We start from the raw sequence: 21541 nt of genomic DNA, 5'->3' as shown, positions 1-21541 counted from the left end.
GGCTACCTTGCTACAGCAAGCTTTTGACATAGGCGTCAATGTCGCTGATATATTTTTCTATGCCTGGAGCATCTTTCTCACGAATTAAATGTTCCAGCGTTTCACATAATTGCTTGCCGGGAACCAAATTTAGCATGGCAAACACCCCTTTGAGGCGGTGCGCTGTCTGTGCCAGCGCCGCGAAATCGCTTACAGCCGCTTCAGTATACAACCTCTTAACATCGTCGGGTACTGTATCGACAAACAGCGCATAATAGCCGCTGGCATGCAGTTCGGCATTTTCATTTCCGCCCATCGGTGAGGGGGAAACCTCATCCTGCGCCAGCTGTTCTTCGATAAGTTGCAGTATCGCTTCCTGCATTGCATTACTGATATTAAAGTTCACGCGCAGCTGGCCTGGGCCAATTTTCCGCACGGCGGCCTCATCATCGCTTAAAAGCAAGCCCGAGGATGTAAGATTAGACGGATTATCCGTTAAAAAGAGATCGTACTCTTGACTAATGAGTCTTTCATCCGGCGTGATGCAGCTTGCCCCCCAATTTTCCAGCTGGCGAACCACGATATGGCGAATTTCGTTGGAGGTGATATCAATCATCGCCACCACGTCATCCAGCAGCTTCTCTTCAGATTCAATCTCCTGTGCCTGGGCCGCCATCTTCACATGCAGCGTATAGCGGGTGCCTAAGCTTTCGCGTGCTTTAATGTTCAGATGCCCGCCGAGCTTGCGTGCCAGCTGATCGCACAGCCAGAAGGTGAGGGCATTAGCTTTGCCGTAGCGATCGCTCTGGGTATCGTTGAGGAACGGGAAGTGCAGGTTATCTACCTCGCTGGCCGTCACCCCCTCGCCGGTATCGAGAATACGGAAGGTCAGACGATCGTCCGCCGACTCGTCAGTATCGACCTCAAGGGTAATTTTGCCAATCTGCGTGGTGGTTACCGCGTACTGGATCAGCATCAGCAGGATACGTCTCAGCGCCTCGCGATCGCCATGCCGCTCTTCATTCGCGGGCAGGTTATTATTGATCAGCAGCTGCAGGCCTTTACGCTTGATGGTCGGCAGCACCTCGGGCACCACTTCATCAATCAGATCCTGAATCGAGAACTGGGTCAGCGTCCCTTTCCAGCTGTCGGTCTCGAGCATATTCGCCAGCTGAATATCCTCAACCAACTGCACCAGCGTCTGGGCATGCTGCGCCAGGTGGCGGCTCTCTTCGCTGTCTATCGCCGCGGCTTCTCCGGCCAGGGTCTGTACCGGCAGGCGTAGCGCCTCGCCAATATGCTGCATAAAGGCCGAGCGGCCCTGCTGGTTTTTCTCATACAGACGCTGGGCCTGCTTGAGTTTTTTATTTACCAGCACCTCACGATCCTGATCGCGAATAATGAAAATTTGCGTTCTGGGCACCACCTGGCTGCGGAACTGGCGGATCTCGTACAGCTCGTTGTTGACCGTCGCCTGGATCACTCCCTGGTGCTGATCTGCCATGCTGGTGATGTTTTGCAGGTTCAGATGCGGCAGCAGATGGTCAGCGATCTTATTGCTGATGACCGTCCGGTTGGCCTCCTGATCGTGCACCAGCAGCCCCAGCGGCAGAACCGAGACAATCTCTTCGTTCAGCGCGCGCAGCAGACGCAGTTCGTTATTGGCGCCCGGAGAGGGCTGGCCGTCAAGCTGCCGGCCTGGCTGGTGACGGAAGGTGGTAAAGCCAAACAGCGCCAGCGCCAGCAGGCCAATGTTGAGCAGCAGCGGCAGGACGATATTCTGTAGCGTCTCCAGCAGCAGGGTACCGAAAGGCACCTGCCAAACCAGGCGCATATCCGTTGAGTTCAGCGAGGAGGAGATCTCAATCTTTGCCCCGCTAAAGTTGATCGAGACGCTGTCTGCCGTCTCTTTGTCCGAGGCGCGCAGGGGAGTTGGGCCATTGTCCGGTTCGAGACGGAAGCTGTCCATCGGCATGCCCGGAGGAATAAGGTCGTTAATGGGCAGATCGAACGCCACCACCGTCGCCAGATGGCCCGGCTGGTTAAACGTAGTGCGCAACGTAAAGTAGTAGCCGTTTTGCCAGCTCAGGCTACGCAGCGGGGAGAAGCTCTCCCGCTCGTCGAGGGCATTAGCCTGCTGCAGCATCTCTGCCCGGCGTGAGTCGACGATATTATCGATGGTCGACTCCTTAAAGCCTGAAGAGAGATCCTTCAGCGGCAGGGTAGAGACCAGGATCATGCTGTTATCCTGGCCGTTGAGATAGTACATCGACCAGGGCACGGTTTCGGCGCCCCATAGCGTATCAAGGTAGGTCGAGATGCGCTGCGTCATCTCAAGGGTTGAGCTATCGTGCGAGCCAAAGATCAGCGCTTCGGTTTTACGCCGTGGCTTCTCAAGGTAGTAGACGTCCTGCTTGAGACGCGTCTCCTGGAGACCGTCGGCGGGTGCGGCAGGCGCGGCGGCGATATTGTCGTAGATCTGCCACGTTGCATAGCGCCAGGTATCGACACGCTTGTGCATCGCATGGGTGATGTCGACGATTTGATAGCTTTTATCTTTCAGCCATGCATTAACGGCGCTTTGCACCATGACGCCCAGGGTGACCAACAGAACGATAATCAGTAATAGAAAAAAACGGGTAATGTTGCCTGGTATCAGGGAAAACTTGCCAGGGATCATGCTGTCGGATCGACTCATCAGTGTGTCATCAGGCTGGTAAAAGTTAAGCTACTGGGTGGCGTACAGCAGGCAGTATAAAGGGTAATGACTGAATTTCCAGACTCTCTTCACCTCTGGAGAACAACAAAGCGCCAAAAAGCGTATTTCAGCGTAGCGAAACGGTAAACCTGTACAGGCTTTAGACAGTGGTATAAATAACCAGCGATGATAGCAGGGAAATAGCACGAAATAACAAGATATTGACCGAGCGTTTTGCACAGCAAATTTTGGTTACTTTCCGTCATCATTATTTAATAGTCGTTATGATTTCGCAGCGGTAGCACAAAATGGAGCAGGCAACGTAAAGAAAGGTAAAAAAAAGCCGAATGCAGTGCATCCGGCGAGAATTGGGGTAAACGGACATTCAGAGTCGAATGACGGTAATAAATAAAAGTTAATGATGATAGCGAGAGTTATTTTAGTAGGCCGATGGCGATTTGTTTTGTCTTTCAGTGCTATGCTATCAAAATCATACAAGCTGATGATTTTAAACGTTAAAAATTATTTTTTGATTATTGGTGCGTTATTTTTTAACCGTCTGTGCTGGAAAAAGTTCCCCAAAATTTACAAAATGAAACACCTATCACCCTCAATGAAACATATTAAAAGTTTTAGTAGCATTTTCTTGTTGGATTATTCTGTATTTTTTAGGAGAATGGCTGGGCCGACTGATTTGACGCTCAATCAGTAAGCAGTGGCAATAATAAAAGCATATAAATGAGGGTTAATAACATGAAAGTTAAAGTACTGTCCCTTCTGGTACCGGCTCTGCTGGTAGCAGGCGCAGCGAACGCGGCTGAAATTTACAACAAAGACGGCAACAAATTAGACCTCTACGGTAAAGTTGACGGCCTGCACTATTTCTCTGATGACGACGGTAGCGATGGCGATCAGACCTACATGCGTCTCGGCTTCAAAGGCGAAACTCAGGTTAACGACCAGATCACCGGCTACGGCCAGTGGGAATACCAGATCCAGGGCAACACCGCTGAGAGCGACAACCAGTCCTGGACCCGTCTGGCGTTCGCCGGTCTGAAATTCGGCGACGCAGGCTCTTTCGACTACGGTCGTAACTACGGCGTAACCTATGACGTTACCGCCTGGACCGACGTTCTGCCTGAGTTCGGCGGCGACACCTACGGTGCCGACAACTTCCTGCAGTCCCGCGCAAACGGCGTGGCGACCTACCGCAGCACCGACTTCTTCGGTCTGGTTGACGGCCTGAACTTTGCTCTGCAGTACCAGGGTAAAAACGGCAGCACCCGTGGTGAAGATGTTGGCGGTCGTAGCACCCTGCGCCAGAACGGCGACGGCTACGGCGGCTCTCTGACCTATGACATCGGCGAAGGCTTCAGCGTCGGTGGTGCCATCACCACGTCTAAACGTACTGCTGACCAGAACGCTATTGGCGTCTATGGCGACGGCGACCGCGCTACCGTTTACACCGGCGGCCTGAAATACGACGCCAACAACCTGTACCTGGCGGCACAGTACTCCCAGACCTATAACGCGACCCGTTTCGGTTCTCGCGGTACTGACCAGCCGGACTATGGCTTTGCTAACAAAGCGCAGAACTTCGAAGTGGTTGCGCAGTACCAGTTCGACTTCGGCCTGCGTCCGTCCATCGCTTACCTGAAGTCTGAAGGTAAAGACATCAACGGCAACGGTGTCGGCCCTGACTACGGCAACCAGGATCTGCTGGAGTACGTCGACGTTGGCGCGACTTACTACTTCAACAAAAACATGTCCACCTACGTTGACTACAAAATCAACCTGCTGGATGACAACGACTTCACCCGCCGCACCGGTATCAGCACCGATGATATCGTAGCCCTGGGTCTGGTTTACCAGTTCTAAGTCGTTACATACATACATGCATGAAGGGGCCGCGCTGGCCCCTTTTTTTATCGATTCTTTTCTGGACAGACACACTTTTGGTGTACTCTTGCGCGCATTGCGTAAGGGAATCATAGCTATGGATACAACTCTTCTTCGCGCCGCGCTGCTGGCGCTTACCCTGATCATCACCGGCTGCGATCCGACGCCGCCCGCGCCGCAGCCCGGCGCTGCCGTTACCGTTCTCGAAGGCAAAACGATGGGCACCTCCTGGCGCGTTAGCGTTGTGGATATGGATAAAGCCCAGACCGATGCGCTACGGGAAAAAATTACCGCCCAGCTCGACGCCGACGACATGCTGCTCTCTACCTGGAAGAGCGACTCGGCCCTGAGCCGTTTTAACGCCTCCACCAGCACCACGCCGTGGCCGGTTGATGCCGCGATGGCAGATATTGTTACCCTTGCTCTGCGTATCGGCCTCAAAACGGACAGCGCAATGGACATCACCGTTGGTCCGCTGGTTAACCTGTGGGGCTTTGGCCCAGATAAACAGCCAACCACGACACCAACGCCGTCACAAATTGAAGCGGCAAAAAGGCGCGTTGGCCTGCAGCACCTGTCGGTCTCTTATCTGGCGGGGCAGCAGTTTTTACAGAAGGATATTCCCGACCTCTATGTCGATCTCTCCACGGTAGGGGAGGGCTACGCGGCCGATCACCTGGCACGGCTGATGGAGCAGGAGGGGATCCCCCGCTATCTGGTCTCGGTAGGCGGCGCGCTGGTGAGCCGGGGCATGAACGGCGAAGGCAAACCCTGGCGGGTCGCGATCCAGAAGCCGACCGATCGCGAGAACGCAGTGCAGGCGGTAGTGGACATTAACGGACACGGGATCAGCACCTCCGGCAGCTACCGCAACTACTATGAGCTGGATGGCAAACGCCTGTCACACGTCATCGATCCGCATACCGGGCATCCTATCGATCATAACCTGGTGTCGGTTACGGTGATCGCCCCGACGGCGCTGGAGGCTGATACCTGGGATACCGGTCTGATGGTGCTGGGTCCGCAGAAGGCCCGAGAGGTGGCGATGCGTGAAGGGCTGGCGATCTATATGATCACCAAAGAGGGCGATACTTTTACCCCCTGGATGTCGCCGCAGTTTGCCGCTTTTTTACAGAGTAAATAGAATTAAAGCGCAAGATTTCAGGTGAAGGCTGCACCAGCCCAGGGCATAGTCAGGCTAAGCTAAATAGAGGAGCCTGATATGAGCGTAACAACCTTTATTGAAGATGAGCACCGTTGGCAGGCGGTGCTTGAACGGCGTACCGACGCAGATGAGCGTTTTGTGTTTGCCGTCATTACTACCGGTATCTTTTGCCGCCCCTCGTGTCGGGCGCGCCACGCCCTGCGTGAAAACGTGCGCTTTTTTACCGATGCGCAGGCAGCGCAGCAGGCAGGCTTTCGTCCCTGCAAGCGCTGCCAGCCCGACAGACCCGCAGATGAGAGCAGCCTGGCGCAAAAAATCACCGCCGCTTGCCGTCTGCTGGAGCAGGAGACGCCGATAACCCTGGAGGTGCTGGCGCAGCGGGTGGGTCTTAGCCCGTACCATCTTCACCGCCAGTTTAAAGCCGTTACCGGCATGACGCCCAAAGCCTGGCAGCAGGCTGCCCGGGGGAAACGCCTGCGCAGCGCGCTACCTAATAGCGCAACCGTAACTGACGCGGTGCTGGCCGCCGGCTTCCCGGACAGCGGCAGCTACTACCGCAAGGCAGACGCGACGCTGGGCATGACGGCCCGGCAGTATCGTCAGGGCGGGGAGGGCACGGCGATCCGCTATGCCCTGACGCGCTGCGCGCTGGGCCGCTGCCTGGTGGCCGAGAGCGATCGTGGGATCTGTGCAATCCTGCTGGCTGACTGCGACTCTCTGCTCACCGCCGAGCTGAATATGATGTTCCCTCAGGCGCAGCTTATGCAGGACGACGCCGAATTTAGTGCCCGGGTAGCCGACGTGGTAGCGACAATGGAAAACCCAGGCCGCCCGCTGGCCCTGCCGCTGGATCTTCGCGGCACCGCTTTTCAGATGCAGGTCTGGCAGGCTCTGCAGGCGATCCCGGTGGGAGAAACCGCCAGCTATAGCGCCATCGCCAGCGCCATCGGCAAACCGCAGGCGATCCGCGCCGTGGCCAGCGCCTGTGCGGCCAATCGCCTGGCGATCGTCATTCCCTGCCATCGCGTCGTGCGCGGCGATGGTATGCTCTCCGGCTACCGCTGGGGGGCGGCGCGCAAGGCCCAGCTGCTGGCGCGCGAATCGTTAAAAGAGGAGACCTGATGCTCGATCTGTTTGCCGATGCCGAACCCTGGCAGGAGCCGCTCGCTGCAGGGGCCACCATCCTGCGTCGCTTTGCCCTTGCCGACGCCGATACGCTGTTGAATGAAATCAACGCGGTCGCCAGCCAGTCGCCGTTTCGCCAGATGGTCACCCCCGGCGGCTATACCATGTCGGTGGCAATGACCAACTGTGGTCATCTGGGCTGGACGACCGACGCGCGCGGCTACCGCTATGCGCCCGGCGATCCGCTCACCGGCCAGCCGTGGCCTGCTATGCCAACCGCCTTTGCCGCGCTATGCCAGCAGGCGTCGGCGGCGGCAGGCTATAGCGATTTCCAGCCGGACGCCTGCCTCATCAACCGCTACCTGCCGGGAGCCAAGCTCTCTCTGCATCATGATAAAGACGAGCCGGATCTGGCTGCACCTATTGTTTCGGTCTCGCTGGGCCTGCCCGCCGTTTTCCAATTTGGCGGGATCCGGCGCAGCGATCCGCTCAAGCGCCTGCTGCTGGAGCATGGCGACGTGGTGGTGTGGGGCGGCCCGTCCCGTCTCTTCTATCATGGCGTGCAGCCGCTTAAGCCAGGCCAGCATCCGGCGACCGGTGAATGCCGCTATAACTTAACCTTTCGCCGGGCAGGTAATTAAGAATATAAATCTGAATTATTCTTGATTCGGAGCGACGGCAGTTTACACTGCGGGCTGATTTTTCTTGCCGGATCGCTCTCATGGAACTTCTTCTTCTTGTCTGGCGGCAGTACCGCTGGCCTTTTATTGCTGTCATCCTGTTGACCCTGCTCAGCGCGGCGCTGGGTATCGGCCTTATTGCCTTTATCAACGCGCGGCTCATTGAGAACGTGGATATCTCCCTGACGGTGCTGCCGGAGTTTCTCGGCCTGCTGCTGCTGCTGATGGCAGTCACCCTTGGCTCGCAGCTGGCGCTGACCAGCCTCGGCCACCACTTTGTCTACCGCCTGCGGGGTGAGTTTATTAAGCGCATCCTCGATACCCAGGTGGAGCGCGTGGAGCAGTTAGGCAACGCCGCGCTGCTGGCCGCGCTGACCAGCGACGTGCGTAACATCACCATCGCTTTTGTGCGCCTGCCGGAGCTGGTGCAGGGGATCATTCTTACCGCCGGGTCGGCGGCCTACCTCGGCTGGCTCTCCGGCAAAATGCTGCTGGTCACCGCCCTGTGGATGGCGCTCACTATCTGGGGTGGCTTTATGCTGGTGTCGCGGGTCTACAAGCATTTAGCGACCCTGCGTGAAACCGAAGACAAGCTGCACCATGACTACCAGACGGTGCTGGAGGGGCGTAAAGAGCTGACCCTCAACCGCGAGCGTGCCGAGGCGATCTTCAACAACGCTTACCTGCCGGATGCCCGGGAGTATCGCCACCATATTATCCGCGCCGACACCTTCCACCTTAGCGCCGTTAACTGGTCAAACATCATGATGCTGGGGGCGATTGGCCTGGTATTCTGGATGGCTAACGGGCTTGGCTGGGCGGATACCAACGTCGCAGCGACCTTCTCCCTGACGGTGCTGTTCCTGCGTACGCCGCTGCTCTCGGCGGTGGGGGCGCTGCCGACCCTGCTCAGCGCCCAGGTGGCGTTCAACAAGCTGAAGCAGTTCTCCCTCGCGCCCTATGAGCCTGAGTTTCCGCGCCCGACCGCCTTTACCGGCTGGCAGACCCTGGAGCTGCGCGATGTGACCTTTACCTACCAGGAGGGCGCTTTCTCCGTCGGGCCGATTAACCTGACCCTGAAGCGCGGCGAGCTGGTGTTCCTGATCGGCGGCAACGGCAGCGGCAAATCGACCCTCGCGATGCTGCTGACCGGTCTCTATCAGCCGGTATCGGGTACTATTCTGATCGACGGTCAGCCGCTGGCCGCCGGGCGTGAAGAGGACTATCGCAAGCTCTTCTCGGCGGTGTTTACCGACGTCTGGCTGTTTGACCAGCTGATTGGCCCGGAAGGCAAGCAGGCGGATCCGGCTATCGTTGACAAATGGCTGGCGCAGCTGAAGATGGCCCACAAGCTGGAGCTGGATAACGGCAAGATCCTTAACCTCAAGCTGTCGAAAGGGCAGAAGAAGCGCGTGGCCCTGCTGCTGGCGCTGGCAGAGGAGCGCGATATCATCCTGCTGGATGAGTGGGCCGCCGATCAGGATCCGCACTTCCGCCGCGAGTTTTACCAGACGATCCTGCCGCTGATGCAGGCCGAAGGAAAAACCATTTTTGCTATTAGTCACGACGACCACTACTTTATACATGCCGATCGCCTGCTGGAGATGCGCAGCGGCGTGCTCACAGAGCTGACAGGAGAAGAGCGGGCGCTCGCTTCGCGCGACGCCGTTTCACGCACCGCATAAGTATAAGGATAAGGATAAGGAGTCGTTAATGTCCGCCACCCCTAAAAATAGCGCCCGCCTTCGTGACGAGGAGCGGGCGCGCCTCATCTGGCTGCTGAATACCAACAGCGCCATCACCTCGCAGATCCTCGGCAAGCTGACCCTGGTCGAGCAGTTCGACGGCAGTGCGCTAAACGACGATATTGCCGAAGTCGGCGTGCTGGTCGCCCATCTTCCCGCCCCGGATCTGGCCGATACCCTGGAGGCGTTGCCCACCGAAGAGCGCCGGGCGCTGTGGCGTCTGGTCGAGGATCTCAAGCGTGGCGAGGTGCTGGTAGAGGCCTCGGACAGCGTGCGCGAGGATCTGATTGAGGAGATGAGCGACAAGGCGCTGCTGGAGGCGCTGCGCGGGCTGGATATCGACGAGCAGATCTATCTGGTTAAGCGCCTGCCGCGCAACCTGACCGGACGACTGGTGGCCTCGCTGCCGCCGAACGATCGCGCCCGCGTGCATCAGGTGATGAGCTACGAGCAGAACAGCGTGGGTGCGCTGATGGAGTTTGAGGTGATCACCGTCCGTCCGGAGGTTACCCTTGAGACGGTGCAGCGCTATCTGCATCGTCTCGGCAGCATGCCGCAGAACACCGATAAGCTGTTTGTCACCGATCGCGATGCGCTGCTGCTGGGCGAGCTGCCGCTGCAAACGATCCTGCTCAATGATACCCAGACGCTAGTTAGCGAGGTGATGGAGGCCGATCCCGTGACCTTCTCGCCTCATGACGATGCGGAGAAGACCGCCCGCACCTTTGAGCGTGACAACCTGGTGAGTGCGCCGGTGGTCAACCCCGACGGCAAGCTGCTGGGGCGGGTGACCATCGATGAGATCGTTAACGTGGTCTATGAGGAGAGCGATAACGACATGCGTCTGATGGGCGGTCTTAGTCCGGAGGAGGATGTCTTTGCGCCGGTGGGCAAAGCGGTTAAAAACCGCTGGGCGTGGCTGGCGATCAATCTCTGCACCGCCTTTATCGCCTCGCGGGTGATCGACGGCTTCGAGCATACCATCTCTCAGCTGGTGGCCCTGGCCTCGCTGATGCCTATCGTCGCCGGGATTGGCGGCAATACCGGCAACCAGACCATCACCATGATTGTGCGCGCGCTGGCGCTGCAAAACATCCAGCCGGGTAACTACCGTTTTCTTATTTTCCGCGAGCTGGGGGTGGCGCTCATCAACGGCCTGGTGTGGGGCGGGATTATGGGTGGCGTGACCTGGTGGCTGTATGACGATATGGCCCTCGGCGGGGTGATGACCCTGGCGATGGTGCTAAACCTGCTGCTGGCCGCCACGATGGGCGTGCTGATCCCGATGATTATGGTACGGCTGGGGCGCGACCCGGCGGTCGGCTCCAGCGTAATGATCACCGCCCTGACGGACACGGGCGGCTTCTTTATTTTTCTGGGTCTGGCGACGCTGTTTCTGCTGTAGCGCGCTTTTTGCGGCCAAAGACCGGGGGCAGCACGAACATCAGCGCCACGCCAGCGACGACACCAATCGCCAGGTTCCCGGTGGTGACGGTGGCAATCACCGTCACCAGCATCACCAGCGTCTCGGCTATCGGGGCGCGTTTTAGCTGCGCAGGCTGGATGCTGTGCCAGTTGAAGGTCTTTACCGCCACAATCACCATGATCCCAGCCAGCACCGCCATCGGGATCTTCGCCATCACGTTGCTCAGCGCGGTCACCAGCAGCAGCAGGACCAGGCCCGCCGCGATGGTTGAGACGCGGCTGCGCCCTTTACCCATCTCAACGTTAACGATGGTCTGGCCGATCATTGCGCAGCCCGCAATCCCACCGTAGAGACCCGCCAGAATGTTGGCGATCCCCAGACCTGCGCTCTCGCGGCCCTTGTTCGACGGCGTTTCGGTCAGATCGTCCACCAGTTTCGCCGTCAGCAGCGACTCCATCAGGCCGACAAAGGCGATGCTCAGCGCGCAGGGCCAGATGATGCTCAGCGTGGTCAGGTTGAACGGTACCAGCCACGGGGTCAGGCCGGGCAGGCCGCCCTGCATCGGGCCTTCATCGCCCACCACCGGCAGGATCTGCCCGGAGAAGACGGTAAACAGGGTCAGCACCACAATCGCTACCAGCGGGGAGGGGATGCTCTTCAGCACCTTCGGCAGCCAGAGCACAATCAGCAGCGTCAGGACAAACAGCCCAAGGATCAGCGGATCGCGGGTCCAGAAGTGCGGCACCTGCGCAAAAAAGATCAGGATCCCCAGGGCGTTAACAAAGCCGGTCATCACCGTGTGCGGAATAAAGCGCATCAGGCGCGCCATCCCCGTCAGGCCAAAGACGATCTGAATCACCCCGGCGAGCAGGACGGCAGGCAGGATGTACTCCACGCCGTGCTGATGCACCATCGGGCCGATCACCAGCGCCACGGAGCCAGCCGCCGCCGTAACCATCGCCGGGCGTCCGCCAAGGAAAGACATCCCCAGACAGAGCACCACGGAGGCGATGAGGCTTACGGTTGGATCGACGCCAGCGATCACCGAGAAGGAGATCACTTCCGGGATCAGCGCCAGGGCGGTCATTACCCCCGCCAGGGTTTCACGCATCAGCAGAGACGGGGAGCGCAGCACCGTGGCAACGCTTCCCGCTTGTACAGGAGTTAAAGCTTTTTGGGCGTCAGGCATAGAATTTCACAGAGTCTAAACGGACGGAAAGTGTGCAGTGTAGCAAAGCGAAGAATAGTAGCGGCGCAGCGCAGGAGATACCAGTTTTTTTGTCATAGCCGTTATAAAAATCTAACTTTTTGTTAACATCTATCAACTTGCTGTGTACTATCTCAACAATATTTAAATTCCCGGACGATGGTGGTAGGTTAGTTGTCCGAGTAATTTCACTCCAATAAATTCCAATAAAGCAGTACTAATTGTAGGGCATTATCATTATGAAAAAAATGCGTGCCGTGCTCTCTTCTGTGGCTACGGGTAGTCGCGCTGCCTCAAGGACAGGGAAGGCAACTGCGGCGAAGAAGCGAGAAACTGATGTACTCCTCCTGGGTGGTGGCATTATGAGCGCTACGCTGGGAACCTATCTGCAGGCGCTGGAACCAACGTGGTCGATGACCATGATTGAGCGCCTGGATGAAGTCGCAAAGGAGAGCTCTGAGGGCTGGAACAACGCCGGCACCGGGCACGCTGCATTAATGGAACTGAACTACACGCCGCGGAAGGCCGATGGTAGCGTAAGCATCGATAAAGCCATCGAAATCAACGAGGCATTTCATCTCTCACGCCAGTTCTGGGCTCACCAGGTGAAAGCGGGCGTGCTGAACAATCCCCGCTCCTTTATTAACACCGTACCGCACATGAGCTTTGTGTGGGGCGAAGAGAACGTCAAATTCCTGCGCGCCCGCTACGCCGCACTCCAGCAGAGCAACCTCTTTAGCGGCATTCACTACAGTGAAGACCATGCGCAGATCAAGCGCTGGGCACCGCTGGTGATGGAGGGGCGCGACGCGAAGCAGAAAATTGCCGCCACCCGCACCGAGCTGGGGACGGATGTCAACTTCGGCGAGATTGCCCGCCAGCTGGTGGCCTCCCTGCAAAAACGTGACAACTTCTCTCTTAACCTGAGCACCGAAGTGCGCGCCATCAAGCGTAACGCCGATGGCCGCTGGGCGGTAACCGTCGCTGACGTTAATCACCCCCGCAGCACCCGCACTATCGTGGCGAAGTTTGTCTTTATCGGTGCAGGCGGCGCGGCGCTAAAATTATTACAGGAGTCCGGTATCCCCGAAGCGCGGGATTTCGCTGGCTTCCCGGTGGGCGGCCAGTTCCTGGTATCGGACAACCCGGACGTGGTGAATCGCCATCTGGCGAAGGTCTATGGCCAGGCGTCGGTTGGCGCGCCGCCGATGTCGGTTCCGCATATCGATACCCGCATCCTTAACGGCAAGCGCGTGCTGCTGTTCGGACCGTTCGCGACCTTCTCTACTAAGTTTCTCAAGAACGGCTCGCTGTGGGATCTGCCGCGTTCAACCACGCCGTCTAACCTGATGCCAATGGTGAAGGTGGGGCTGACCAACTTCAGCCTGGTGAAATATCTGGTAGGGCAGGTGCTGCAGAATGACGACGCGCGCTTTGCCGCCCTGCGGGAGTACTATCCGCAGGCGAAGAAAGAGGAGTGGCGTCTGTGGCAGGCGGGGCAGCGGGTGCAGATCATCAAGCGCGATCCGCTGCTGGGCGGGGTACTGCGTCTTGGTACCGAGGTAGTCAGCGACCAGCAGGGCACCATTGCCGCGCTGCTTGGTGCGTCGCCGGGGGCCTCTACCGCAGCGCCTATTATGCTGGAGCTGATGAAGAAGGTCTTTACAACCCAGTTCGCCTCACCCGCGTGGCAGGCCAAGCTGAAGGAGATTATCCCAAGCTTTGGCACACAGCTGAATGGCAACGTCGAAGCGACCCAGCGCGTATTGCAGCAGACCAGCGAAGTATTGGGCCTGACCTACGCGCAACCACCGGTGGTTGATGTGGTATCTGTGCCAAAGGCACAACCGCAGAAGCAGCCGCAGGTTGAAGCTGAAGCGGTGACGGATCCGGCTTAAATTTTATAAAAAAACGCATTAGCCAGTAGGCTAATGCGTTTATAAAAGTCAATAAAGCAGATTCAAGTTATGCTATTGATTTGGAAACCATCATTAGTTTTTCCGACTTCAATATAAAATTTATTGCCAAACTGATCCAAAGCCGATAGCGAGGCAGTATCAATTTTGTTGTCAAAGCCCGTGTCATCTGGAGGGTTAATGATGGCATAGAAGTGAATAAAGATAATTTCATTCGCTTCTTGCTCTACCGGGACAGTGATATTAAAAAAGTATCTGTTCTCATCATCATAGATTATTGATAAAGTCGATTTATAAGAGACGCGTCCCTGATTTAGCTTGTTTTCGACAGGAAGAAAACCTTCGTTTGTTTCCCAGGTTTCATCATAAGCTATACCTCCTGGTGCAACGTTTGTCCCATGTCGATAAAATGGATTATTTGATTCAGTGCCACTATCTGCCTGGAATTTAATTATCCTGAAATAGCCATCGTCAATTCTCAAATTGCATGTGTGGACTGCTAAATTTTGAAGAGGAGTTGAGTAGCTGTAACTACACTGCGGTTGATCATCTTTTATTTCTATAATCACCGGTGTAGATGATGAACCGGCGACCCCATATTTTTTAGGCGGATACACCGTTACCGCAACGTAGCTTTGCGAGTTGCTGCCGCTTCCGGTCTGATAATGAATTTTATTGCCATTAACATCTGTATAAGACAACAGCAGAGCAACCGTTTCTGAAGCATAGTTGGCGTTAACAGTGCTATCACTGGAAAGATAGTAATCCAGTTCATACTGATAGGCGCCGGGATTACTGGCGTCACTGACCGGTAAGGCTTTAATCTGCTCAGGCATATTCGGTAGATAAACGTACCCATACTCGCCCTTATCCCCGGTTTTGAGATGCGAAATACCCGCACCGGTATTAAAATCTATTAAGGAGAGGGCAGCCTTAACTTCGTCTTCAGTCGGGCCGGGTTGGGTTGTGTTAGCCAGCACCAGGCTTAGACCAACGGTTAATTTGACCTGATGGTTACCATTGGCAAACAGGTAGGCCTGAGTGGTATCTGGATTATCGGTCCAGATTCGCGCAGCGCTGACCCCTTTTACATTATCCCATGACATAGTTTTACCTCATGTTAGTAGCAGCTACAGTTATTTCTCAATTACAGCATGAGGGAAGTTCAGCGATTAGAAAATGCACTATTAACAGGCGGCGCTGTTAAGCAGAAAGGGAAAGAGACAGCATGTTGATATAAAAACCAACCTAAGCGGTTGGTTTTTAAAGTGGCTCACTTCTTCAGAGTTGCAGATGAAGTTGAAGGAGACGAACCCGAGCTTTGGCATGTAATTCAACGGCAACATCGAAGCTACTCAACGAGTACTGCAGCAGGGCAGCGAAGTATTGGGCCTGACCTACGCGCAGCCGCCAATAGTTAATGTGGTGCCAGCGCTAAAAGCCCAGCCGCAGAAGCAGCGGCAGGGTGAAGTTGAAGCGGTGACGGATTTAGCTTGAGGTAAAAAAACAGCGCCGGCTGTAGGGTCAGCGCTGCTTTGCTATATTTGCAATAATATCATTTAGCTTACGCTTGAAAGCGAGAGAGTAGAGCTATTGCCAGCACCTACTTCAATATAGGCTGGATTGCCAAATTGATCGAAAGCAGTAAGCTTGGCACTTGCACTCTCTTTAAAAAGAGTATCGCCATAATTGTTATACCAGCTTACGTCTACGTCAAAATTGATAAAAATGATTTGACCAGACTGTTGATATACAGTGACATCCAATTCAGCTATCTCTCCATTAGGTTCTCCTGTATCTGGATCTTTATCCATTACGGCTACATTAGCACTATACGATCTACCCATGCTCTTTACATCATTATCTTCAAGCAAAAAACCTTGAGATAATTTATAACCAGGAGTATCCCCGGCAGAATAGTCACTCTCAATGATTTGGCGAAATTGTGCAGGCGATAAGCGAGTATTTGGGGATTGATAACCAATAAATCTGAAATAAGAGTCATCAATAGCAAGCCCATATACTTGTACGCTATGTACAATAAAGGTATCTACAAATGAGCTGGTATCGGTTGTATAATTTGGTTTGTCATTAAGAGTATTAAAAACAACGGCTGTCATAGCTGAATCTGGCATGCCATATTTTTTAGGTGGATATACCGTCACTGCCACAGAGCTTTGCGACCTGCTGCCGCTTCCGGTCTGGTAGTCAATTTTTTTACCATTAACATCTATATATGATAGCAGCAACGCAACCGTTTCTGAGGCGTAACTGGCGTTGACAGTTTCATCGCTAGAAAGATAGTAATCCAGTTCATATTGATAAGCACCTGGATTACTTGCGCTGCTGACTGGCAGATCCTTTATCTCCATAGGCATATTTGGCTGATAAACATAACCATACTGGCCTTTATCACCTATTTTGAGATATGAAATATCCGCACCGGTTTCATAATCAATTAAGGAGAGGGCTGCTTTCACTTCCTCGTCTGTTGGCCCCGGTTGCGATGAATTACTCAAAGTCAATGTTAAGCCAATGGTCATTTTTACCTGATGATTACCGTTGGCAAACAGATAAGCCTGAGTCATATTCGGATTATCGGTCCAGATCTGCGCAGCGCTGACCCCTTTAACATTATCCCATGACATAATTATTACCTCTATCTTATAGATGCAGGATTAGCTTACGCTTTTGATATAATTACTATCATTACTGAAAGCAATAACTATATACATACTGTTGCCAAACTGATCGTAAGCGCTTAAATATTGATAGTTGTTAGTGGCCCAATTGTAACCTGTGCTTTTGACATCAGTTTGCACAGCGGCAAATATAATCTGGCCTTCTTTCTGACTTATGGGGATATCGGCGTCGAAAAGCTGATAGTATGAATCGTAGCTTAGGTTAGAGCGCACTTCTGCAGTAACGGTATAGCTTTTTTCACCACATTGTATATTTGGAAAAAAGGCATTATTTATATGATCCCACATCGGTTTGTCTTCATAAAAGGAGATATAGAGTGGTTGAAGGGTGCTAAGAGTGTCAGGCTCCTGTGCACCGTCCAGATGAAAAATTTTAAAATAGGGGTCATCTATAGATATGGCTACACAATAAGATGTATCACCTGAGTTATCATAATGTCCGTTATGATAAGTTGCATTACTAACGATGGTTTTTACCGATGTTAAGCAGGTACGGTTTTCATTCTCTATGCCATACAGTTTTGAGGGGTAACAAACTACATTAAGTTTGACTTTAGTAGGATAGTTGCCATTAACCGAGGTTTGTTTTATAACTTCAGTTGTTTTACCTGCTGAGTCAGTTACCGTGTACTTCAGCTGCAGCGCCACGACTTCTGAATGAGCTTCAGCATTGATACTTAAAGGACTATTTACATAATAGGTTAATACAAAATCGTAGATGCCATCATCTATAGTATTCGAATTATTTTTATTATCACTCTGTGTATGATAAGGATCATAGACAGTAGTGTATATATTCTCATCTGCTAGCTTAAGGTACTTAAGCGGGCCGCTATCCTGGTTATTTATTAGCGACAACGCATTGCTTACTTCATCCTCGGTTGGACCTTCAGTCGTTCCACTTTTTAGAGTAAACGAGATCCCTACGTTCAGTTTCAGCCGATGGTTATCATTAACAAACAGATGCCCTTGGGTGGAGTCAGAGTAATCTGTCCAGATCTTAATATTTTTTATATCGGAAACATTATCCCATGACATAATTTATTACCTCATATTGATAGCGCTTGATAGAAAGGGTTAAAGCGATTTCTCAACTACAGCATGAGGGATTTTTAACGAAGGGAAAATGCACTATTAATAGTCGGCGATGTGAGGCAGAAGGAGACAGGGTTGAAATTTACGCATAAAAAAACCAACCTAAACGGTTGGTTTTTTTTGGAGTTTTTGGTCGGCACGAGAGGATTTGAACCTCCGACCCCCGACACCCCATGACGGTGCGCTACCAGGCTGCGCTACGTGCCGAACTGTGGCGCTAATAGTACCCTTTTCGCCACCGATTGCAAGTGGCAGCAGGCTGACTGATTTATAATTAATCAATCAGTTAGCGATAAAGCGTTTTTCATCCGTTAGCACCTGCAACAGCAGGCTGAGCTGTGGCTTCTGGTCGCCGATCTTCTCGCCCTTCAGGTTGTAAGTCTGATAGGTACCGTTGTGCTTGAGCACCAGGGTCATCTCCGGCGTAGTGACCGCCAGCGTATCGCTGTTGGCCGCAGTGACCCAGTTGTGACGACGCGCGGCATTAAACAGATCCTGGCCCTGAGAGTATTCGTTCGCCGGCGTTCTGACGTGCAGCAGGCGTTGCATCAGGGTAGTCATGACATCTTTATGGTCGGTCAGCTTGCTGATGCGCTGGGCAGGGGTGCCTGGCCAGTGGATAACCAGCGGCACGTGCAGGTCGCCGCGTGACCAGCCCTCGTCCATGTCACTACTCTCAGCGGAAATACCGTGGCCTGCCGTAATGATGACCACCGTTTTATCCAACTTGCCCGCGTCGCGCAGGGCGGTCAGCACACGCTCGATCTGCGCGTCGACGTTACCCGCGGCCCGCGCGTAGCGGCGTTCAAAATCCTGCCGATCGGCGTCCAGCGTCGTACCGTTCAGTGCTACCCACGAGAACCAGCGGTTATCCTCCTGAGCATAGCGATCCAGCCAGTTGATCCACTGATCGGCGGTCTGCTTATCGGACTGCGCCTTCGCCGCAGGCAGTGAGAAGTCTGAGAGCAGCGCCTGACGATAGAGTGAACTGCTAAACCCATCGGACGAGAAGAGGCCCAGCTGATAGCCCTGCTGGTTGAGCGCGGTCACCAGCGCCGCCGGGATACGCGCCGACAGCACCCCATCCATATAGGAGGGCGAGATACCGTAGAACAGGCCAAAGAGGCCATTATCGGTATCGTTACCGGCGCTCATATGCTGGGTAAAGGTGATATTCTCTGCGGCAAAGCCTGCCAGCGACGGCATCTCTTTTTCGTAGCGCGCGTAGTTCAACGCATCGACGGTGATCAGCAGCACGTTCTGGCCCGGGCCCATATCGCGATAGCGCAGATCGCTCAGCGGATACTGCACCGAAACCGCCTCCGGATTGCCCTGCTCAACCAGCCGGCGCTGATACTCCTGCGCATCCAGCAGGCCGTGCTTCTCCAGGAACCGGCGCGCGGTCATTGGGTAGGAGAGCGGCAGGTTGGCGCGCTGCATAGTGATGGGCCGATAGAAGTTCGCATCGGCCCAGATGTAGGTCAGATGCGAAGCGATAAAGGCGGTAAAGAAGAGGGCGGCTACCGGCTTAGCGTAGCGACGACGGCGCGTCAGGCTACGCAGCTTCTGCCAGCTCCAGTTAGCAAATAGCAGCTCCACCAGCAGGATCACCGGCACGCTGATAAACATCAGCTGCCAGTCGCGGGCCATCTCATTCTGGTCCGGGTTGATTACCAGCTCCCAGACGATGGGGTTCAGGTGCAGGTGGAAACGGGTAAAGACTTCGCTATCGATCAGCAGCAGCGTCATGCCGATGGTAGCCAACACGGCGGAGAACGCCCGCATCAGCCGCTGCGACATCACCACAAAGGTGAGTGGAAAGAGGATCAGCAGATAGGTAGCAAACACCAGAAAGCTGAAGTGGCCGATGACGCTTAGCCAGGAGTAGATCCTGCCGCCAAGCGTGGTCGGCCAGTCGGCGACGAACAGGTAACGACTGCCAAGAACCATTGCCAACAGAATATTGAACAGGGCAAACCAGTGCCCCCAGCTAACCATCTGGGAGACTTTTTCTCGGTAGCGTTGACGATGAGTCACCATAAATGCCGTCGTAGTCCTTTAGTGCGCTTTATCGTCAGTCACGGAGGACTGCAGCGCCTGGGCGAAGGATTTCGCAATAGCCTGCCGCTGCGCCGGGGCAACGCTGGTGTTGATCAGGTTCGTGACCATATTTCCCAGCACCATCAGGGAGAGATCGGTCGGAACCTTGTGTTTTTCCAACACGTTCGCCAGTTCGCTTAGCAGTTGTTCAACGTGTTCATCACTATAACGGGAAATCTGTGTCATAAAATCAGAATCAGTCTCTTTATGAAAGGGCAACATATTACCGTAGCAACAGCTTTTTTTCTGCTTTTTTATCTCTGGTTGCGCTGTTAGCGTTGCGGTGGTTGAATACCGCCGGTCTAAAAGGAGAGTTTATCATGAGTCTGGATATCAACCAGATTGCCCTGCACCAGCTTATCAAGCGTGATGAGCAAACCCTTGAGCTGGTGCTGCGCGATTCATTACTGGAGCCGACGGCTACCGTTGTTGAGATGATGGCCGAGCTGCATCGGGTCTACAGTGCAAAAAATAAAGCCTACGGTCTGTTTAGCGAAGAGAGCGAGCTGGCCGAGACGCTGCGTCTGCAGCGCCAGGGCAACGAGGATTTTCTCGCCTTCAGCCGGGCGGCGACCGGACGCCTGCGCGACGAGCTGGCGAAATATCCCTTTGCCGACGGCGGCATCGTGCTGTTCTGCCACTACCGCTACCTCGCGGTGGAGTATCTGCTGGTGGCGGTGCTGAACAATCTCAGCAGCATGCGCGTTAACGAGCAGCTCGATATCAGCTCCACCCACTACCTGGACATCAACCATGCGGATATCGTGGCGCGGATCGATCTCACCGAGTGGGAGACCAATCCGGAGTCAACCCGCTACCTGACCTTCCTGAAGGGAAGGGTAGGGCGCAAGGTTGCCGACTTCTTTATGGACTTCCTCGGGGCCAGCGAAGGGCTGAACGCCAAAGCGCAGAACCGCGGCCTGCTGCAGGCGGTAGACGACTTCACCGCCGAGGCACAGCTTGATAAAGCCGAGCGCCAGAGCGTGCGTCAGCAGGTCTACAGCTACTGCAACGAACAGCTGCAGGCCGGAGAGGAGATCGAGCTGGCATCGCTGTCGAAAGAGCTGGGGGGCGTCAGCGAGGTGAGCTTCCAGGAGTTTACCGCCGATAAAGGCTACGAGCTGGAGGAGAGCTTCCCGGCGGATCGCAGCACCCTGCGTCAGCTGACCAAGTACGCTGGCAGCGGCGGCGGCTTAACCATCAACTTTGATGCGATGCTGCTCGGCGAGCGCATCTTCTGGGATCCGGCCACCGACACCCTGACCATTAAGGGCACGCCCCCGAACCTGCGCGATCAGCTGCAGCGCAGAACCTCCGGGAAGTAGCTGTAGGCCGGGCAAGGCGGAGCCGCCGCCCGGCGTCATGGGTAACGCCTGGTGGCGTTGCGCTTATCAGGCCTACGGGACCGCACCCGGACTTAACAACAAAAAACCCCGCCGAAGCGGGGTTTTTTTCAACACGTTAGCGATTAAGCGCGAACGAAGTCGATGTGAGACAGTTTAGGTTTGTACGGGTGACGCTGTACAGCCTGAACTTTAACTTTAACTTCGGTACCGTCAACAACCAGGGTCAGAACTTCGCCGTAAAAACCTTCTTTAGCCTGCATGTTCATGACTTTGTCGTGGTCCAGTTCGATAGCGATCGGGGCTTCAGTGCCACCGTAAACGATCGCCGGGAACTTGTTAGCGGTACGCAGGCGGCGGCTCGCACCCTTACCCTGCTCTTTACGTGCTTGTGCTTCGATAGTGAACATATCAATTTCTCTTCAATAATTCCTGCTACAGGCGACCCAGCAGCAGGCAGA

At 54.7% G+C, this 21541-nt stretch carries 16 protein-coding genes and 1 tRNA gene; 8 read left to right on the top strand and 9 right to left on the bottom strand.

Annotated elements, in window-relative coordinates; genetic code table 11:
• Positions 1-10: 10 nt before the first annotated feature.
• A complete protein-coding gene (rcsD, locus tag RTX96_RS01945; protein WP_103819030.1) occupies positions 11-2677 on the bottom strand; it encodes a phosphotransferase RcsD in 2667 nt (888 codons plus the stop codon).
• 753 nt (positions 2678-3430) lie between these two features.
• On the opposite strand from rcsD, the gene RTX96_RS01940 reads away from it, so the two are divergent.
• The 6 genes from RTX96_RS01940 (at position 3431) to mgtE (ending at position 10696) form a co-directional block, all read left to right on the top strand.
• Positions 3431-4555 carry a porin OmpC gene (locus RTX96_RS01940; RefSeq protein WP_103819032.1) on the top strand — a complete coding sequence of 375 codons (1125 nt, stop codon included), beginning with the start codon at positions 3431-3433 and terminating at the stop codon, positions 4553-4555.
• Positions 4556-4673: 118 nt separating this feature from the next.
• Positions 4674-5720, top strand: coding sequence for an FAD:protein FMN transferase ApbE (gene apbE, locus RTX96_RS01935; RefSeq protein ID WP_312669964.1), 1047 nt, complete (start codon positions 4674-4676; stop codon positions 5718-5720).
• 78 nt (positions 5721-5798) lie between these two features.
• Entirely contained in the window at positions 5799-6863 is a 1065-nt protein-coding gene (ada, locus tag RTX96_RS01930; RefSeq protein WP_312669963.1) for a bifunctional DNA-binding transcriptional regulator/O6-methylguanine-DNA methyltransferase Ada, read from the top strand.
• Positions 6863-7507 (top strand): DNA oxidative demethylase AlkB, encoded by a 645-nt coding sequence (gene alkB, locus RTX96_RS01925; RefSeq protein WP_312669962.1) that lies wholly within the window; start codon positions 6863-6865, stop codon positions 7505-7507. The genes ada and alkB overlap by 1 nt, the downstream gene beginning before the upstream one ends.
• A gap of 80 nt (positions 7508-7587) precedes the next feature.
• On the top strand, positions 7588-9231 hold the full coding sequence (locus RTX96_RS01920; RefSeq protein WP_312454180.1) for a multidrug ABC transporter permease/ATP-binding protein: 1644 nt from the start codon (positions 7588-7590) through the stop codon (positions 9229-9231).
• 28 nt (positions 9232-9259) lie between these two features.
• Positions 9260-10696, top strand: coding sequence for a magnesium transporter (gene mgtE / locus RTX96_RS01915; protein WP_312268253.1), 1437 nt, complete (start codon positions 9260-9262; stop codon positions 10694-10696).
• Here mgtE and RTX96_RS01910 read toward each other — a convergent pair.
• The gene (locus RTX96_RS01910) at positions 10659-11906 is read right to left on the bottom strand and encodes a SulP family inorganic anion transporter (RefSeq protein WP_312669961.1); all 1248 of its coding nucleotides are present in this window, start codon (positions 11904-11906) and stop codon (positions 10659-10661) included. The genes mgtE and RTX96_RS01910 overlap by 38 nt on opposite strands.
• A 257-nt stretch (positions 11907-12163) precedes the next feature.
• Here RTX96_RS01910 and mqo point away from each other — a divergent pair, with 257 nt between their 5' ends.
• The gene (gene mqo / locus RTX96_RS01905) at positions 12164-13822 is read left to right on the top strand and encodes a malate dehydrogenase (quinone) (protein ID WP_312669960.1); all 1659 of its coding nucleotides are present in this window, start codon (positions 12164-12166) and stop codon (positions 13820-13822) included.
• 62 nt (positions 13823-13884) lie between these two features.
• Here the strand turns inward: mqo and RTX96_RS01900 are convergent, their stop codons facing one another.
• The 6 genes from RTX96_RS01900 to RTX96_RS01875 form a co-directional block, all read right to left on the bottom strand.
• Positions 13885-14946 (bottom strand): hypothetical protein, encoded by a 1062-nt coding sequence (locus RTX96_RS01900; protein ID WP_312669959.1) that lies wholly within the window; start codon positions 14944-14946, stop codon positions 13885-13887.
• A 453-nt stretch (positions 14947-15399) separates the two neighbouring features.
• Positions 15400-16488, bottom strand: a complete 1089-nt coding sequence (locus RTX96_RS01895) for a hypothetical protein (RefSeq protein ID WP_312669958.1) — start codon at positions 16486-16488, stop codon at positions 15400-15402.
• Positions 16489-16518: 30 nt separating this feature from the next.
• Positions 16519-17580, bottom strand: coding sequence for a hypothetical protein (locus RTX96_RS01890; RefSeq protein ID WP_312669957.1), 1062 nt, complete (start codon positions 17578-17580; stop codon positions 16519-16521).
• 187 nt (positions 17581-17767) lie between these two features.
• Positions 17768-17844 (bottom strand) — tRNA-Pro (locus RTX96_RS01885).
• Between the two features lie 75 nt (positions 17845-17919).
• Positions 17920-19677 carry an LPS biosynthesis-modulating metalloenzyme YejM gene (gene yejM / locus RTX96_RS01880; protein WP_312669956.1) on the bottom strand — a complete coding sequence of 586 codons (1758 nt, stop codon included), beginning with the start codon at positions 19675-19677 and terminating at the stop codon, positions 17920-17922.
• Between the two features lie 18 nt (positions 19678-19695).
• A complete protein-coding gene (locus RTX96_RS01875) occupies positions 19696-19923 on the bottom strand; it encodes a YejL family protein (protein ID WP_312669955.1) in 228 nt (75 codons plus the stop codon).
• A gap of 134 nt (positions 19924-20057) precedes the next feature.
• Here RTX96_RS01875 and yejK point away from each other — a divergent pair, with 134 nt between their 5' ends.
• On the top strand, positions 20058-21062 hold the full coding sequence (gene yejK / locus RTX96_RS01870; RefSeq protein ID WP_103819044.1) for a nucleoid-associated protein YejK: 1005 nt from the start codon (positions 20058-20060) through the stop codon (positions 21060-21062).
• 143 nt (positions 21063-21205) lie between these two features.
• Here the strand turns inward: yejK and rplY are convergent, their stop codons facing one another.
• Positions 21206-21490, bottom strand: a complete 285-nt coding sequence (rplY, locus tag RTX96_RS01865) for a 50S ribosomal protein L25 (RefSeq protein ID WP_042389657.1) — start codon at positions 21488-21490, stop codon at positions 21206-21208.
• Positions 21491-21541: the final 51 nt, after the last annotated feature.

This window comes from Pseudescherichia sp. (genome assembly GCF_032052675.1).
Taxonomy (GTDB): Bacteria; Pseudomonadota; Gammaproteobacteria; order Enterobacterales; family Enterobacteriaceae; genus Pseudescherichia.
The sequence above is the reverse complement of the archived record's forward strand: the minus strand, read 5'-3'. Positions and strand labels throughout refer to the sequence as shown.

What these genes read in the sequence shown, in the direction of transcription:
- rcsD (WP_103819030.1), bottom strand. Translation starts at nt 2,677, where the DNA reads ATGAGTCGATCCGACAGCATGATCCCTGGCAAGTTTTCCCTGATACCA.
- RTX96_RS01940 (WP_103819032.1), top strand. Translation starts at nt 3,431, where the DNA reads ATGAAAGTTAAAGTACTGTCCCTTCTGGTACCGGCTCTGCTGGTAGCA.
- apbE (WP_312669964.1), top strand. Translation starts at nt 4,674, where the DNA reads ATGGATACAACTCTTCTTCGCGCCGCGCTGCTGGCGCTTACCCTGATC.
- ada (WP_312669963.1), top strand. Translation starts at nt 5,799, where the DNA reads ATGAGCGTAACAACCTTTATTGAAGATGAGCACCGTTGGCAGGCGGTG.
- alkB (WP_312669962.1), top strand. Translation starts at nt 6,863, where the DNA reads ATGCTCGATCTGTTTGCCGATGCCGAACCCTGGCAGGAGCCGCTCGCT.
- RTX96_RS01920 (WP_312454180.1), top strand. Translation starts at nt 7,588, where the DNA reads ATGGAACTTCTTCTTCTTGTCTGGCGGCAGTACCGCTGGCCTTTTATT.
- mgtE (WP_312268253.1), top strand. Translation starts at nt 9,260, where the DNA reads ATGTCCGCCACCCCTAAAAATAGCGCCCGCCTTCGTGACGAGGAGCGG.
- RTX96_RS01910 (WP_312669961.1), bottom strand. Translation starts at nt 11,906, where the DNA reads ATGCCTGACGCCCAAAAAGCTTTAACTCCTGTACAAGCGGGAAGCGTT.
- mqo (WP_312669960.1), top strand. Translation starts at nt 12,164, where the DNA reads ATGAAAAAAATGCGTGCCGTGCTCTCTTCTGTGGCTACGGGTAGTCGC.
- RTX96_RS01900 (WP_312669959.1), bottom strand. Translation starts at nt 14,946, where the DNA reads ATGTCATGGGATAATGTAAAAGGGGTCAGCGCTGCGCGAATCTGGACC.
- RTX96_RS01895 (WP_312669958.1), bottom strand. Translation starts at nt 16,488, where the DNA reads ATGTCATGGGATAATGTTAAAGGGGTCAGCGCTGCGCAGATCTGGACC.
- RTX96_RS01890 (WP_312669957.1), bottom strand. Translation starts at nt 17,580, where the DNA reads ATGTCATGGGATAATGTTTCCGATATAAAAAATATTAAGATCTGGACA.
- yejM (WP_312669956.1), bottom strand. Translation starts at nt 19,677, where the DNA reads ATGGTGACTCATCGTCAACGCTACCGAGAAAAAGTCTCCCAGATGGTT.
- RTX96_RS01875 (WP_312669955.1), bottom strand. Translation starts at nt 19,923, where the DNA reads ATGACACAGATTTCCCGTTATAGTGATGAACACGTTGAACAACTGCTA.
- yejK (WP_103819044.1), top strand. Translation starts at nt 20,058, where the DNA reads ATGAGTCTGGATATCAACCAGATTGCCCTGCACCAGCTTATCAAGCGT.
- rplY (WP_042389657.1), bottom strand. Translation starts at nt 21,490, where the DNA reads ATGTTCACTATCGAAGCACAAGCACGTAAAGAGCAGGGTAAGGGTGCG.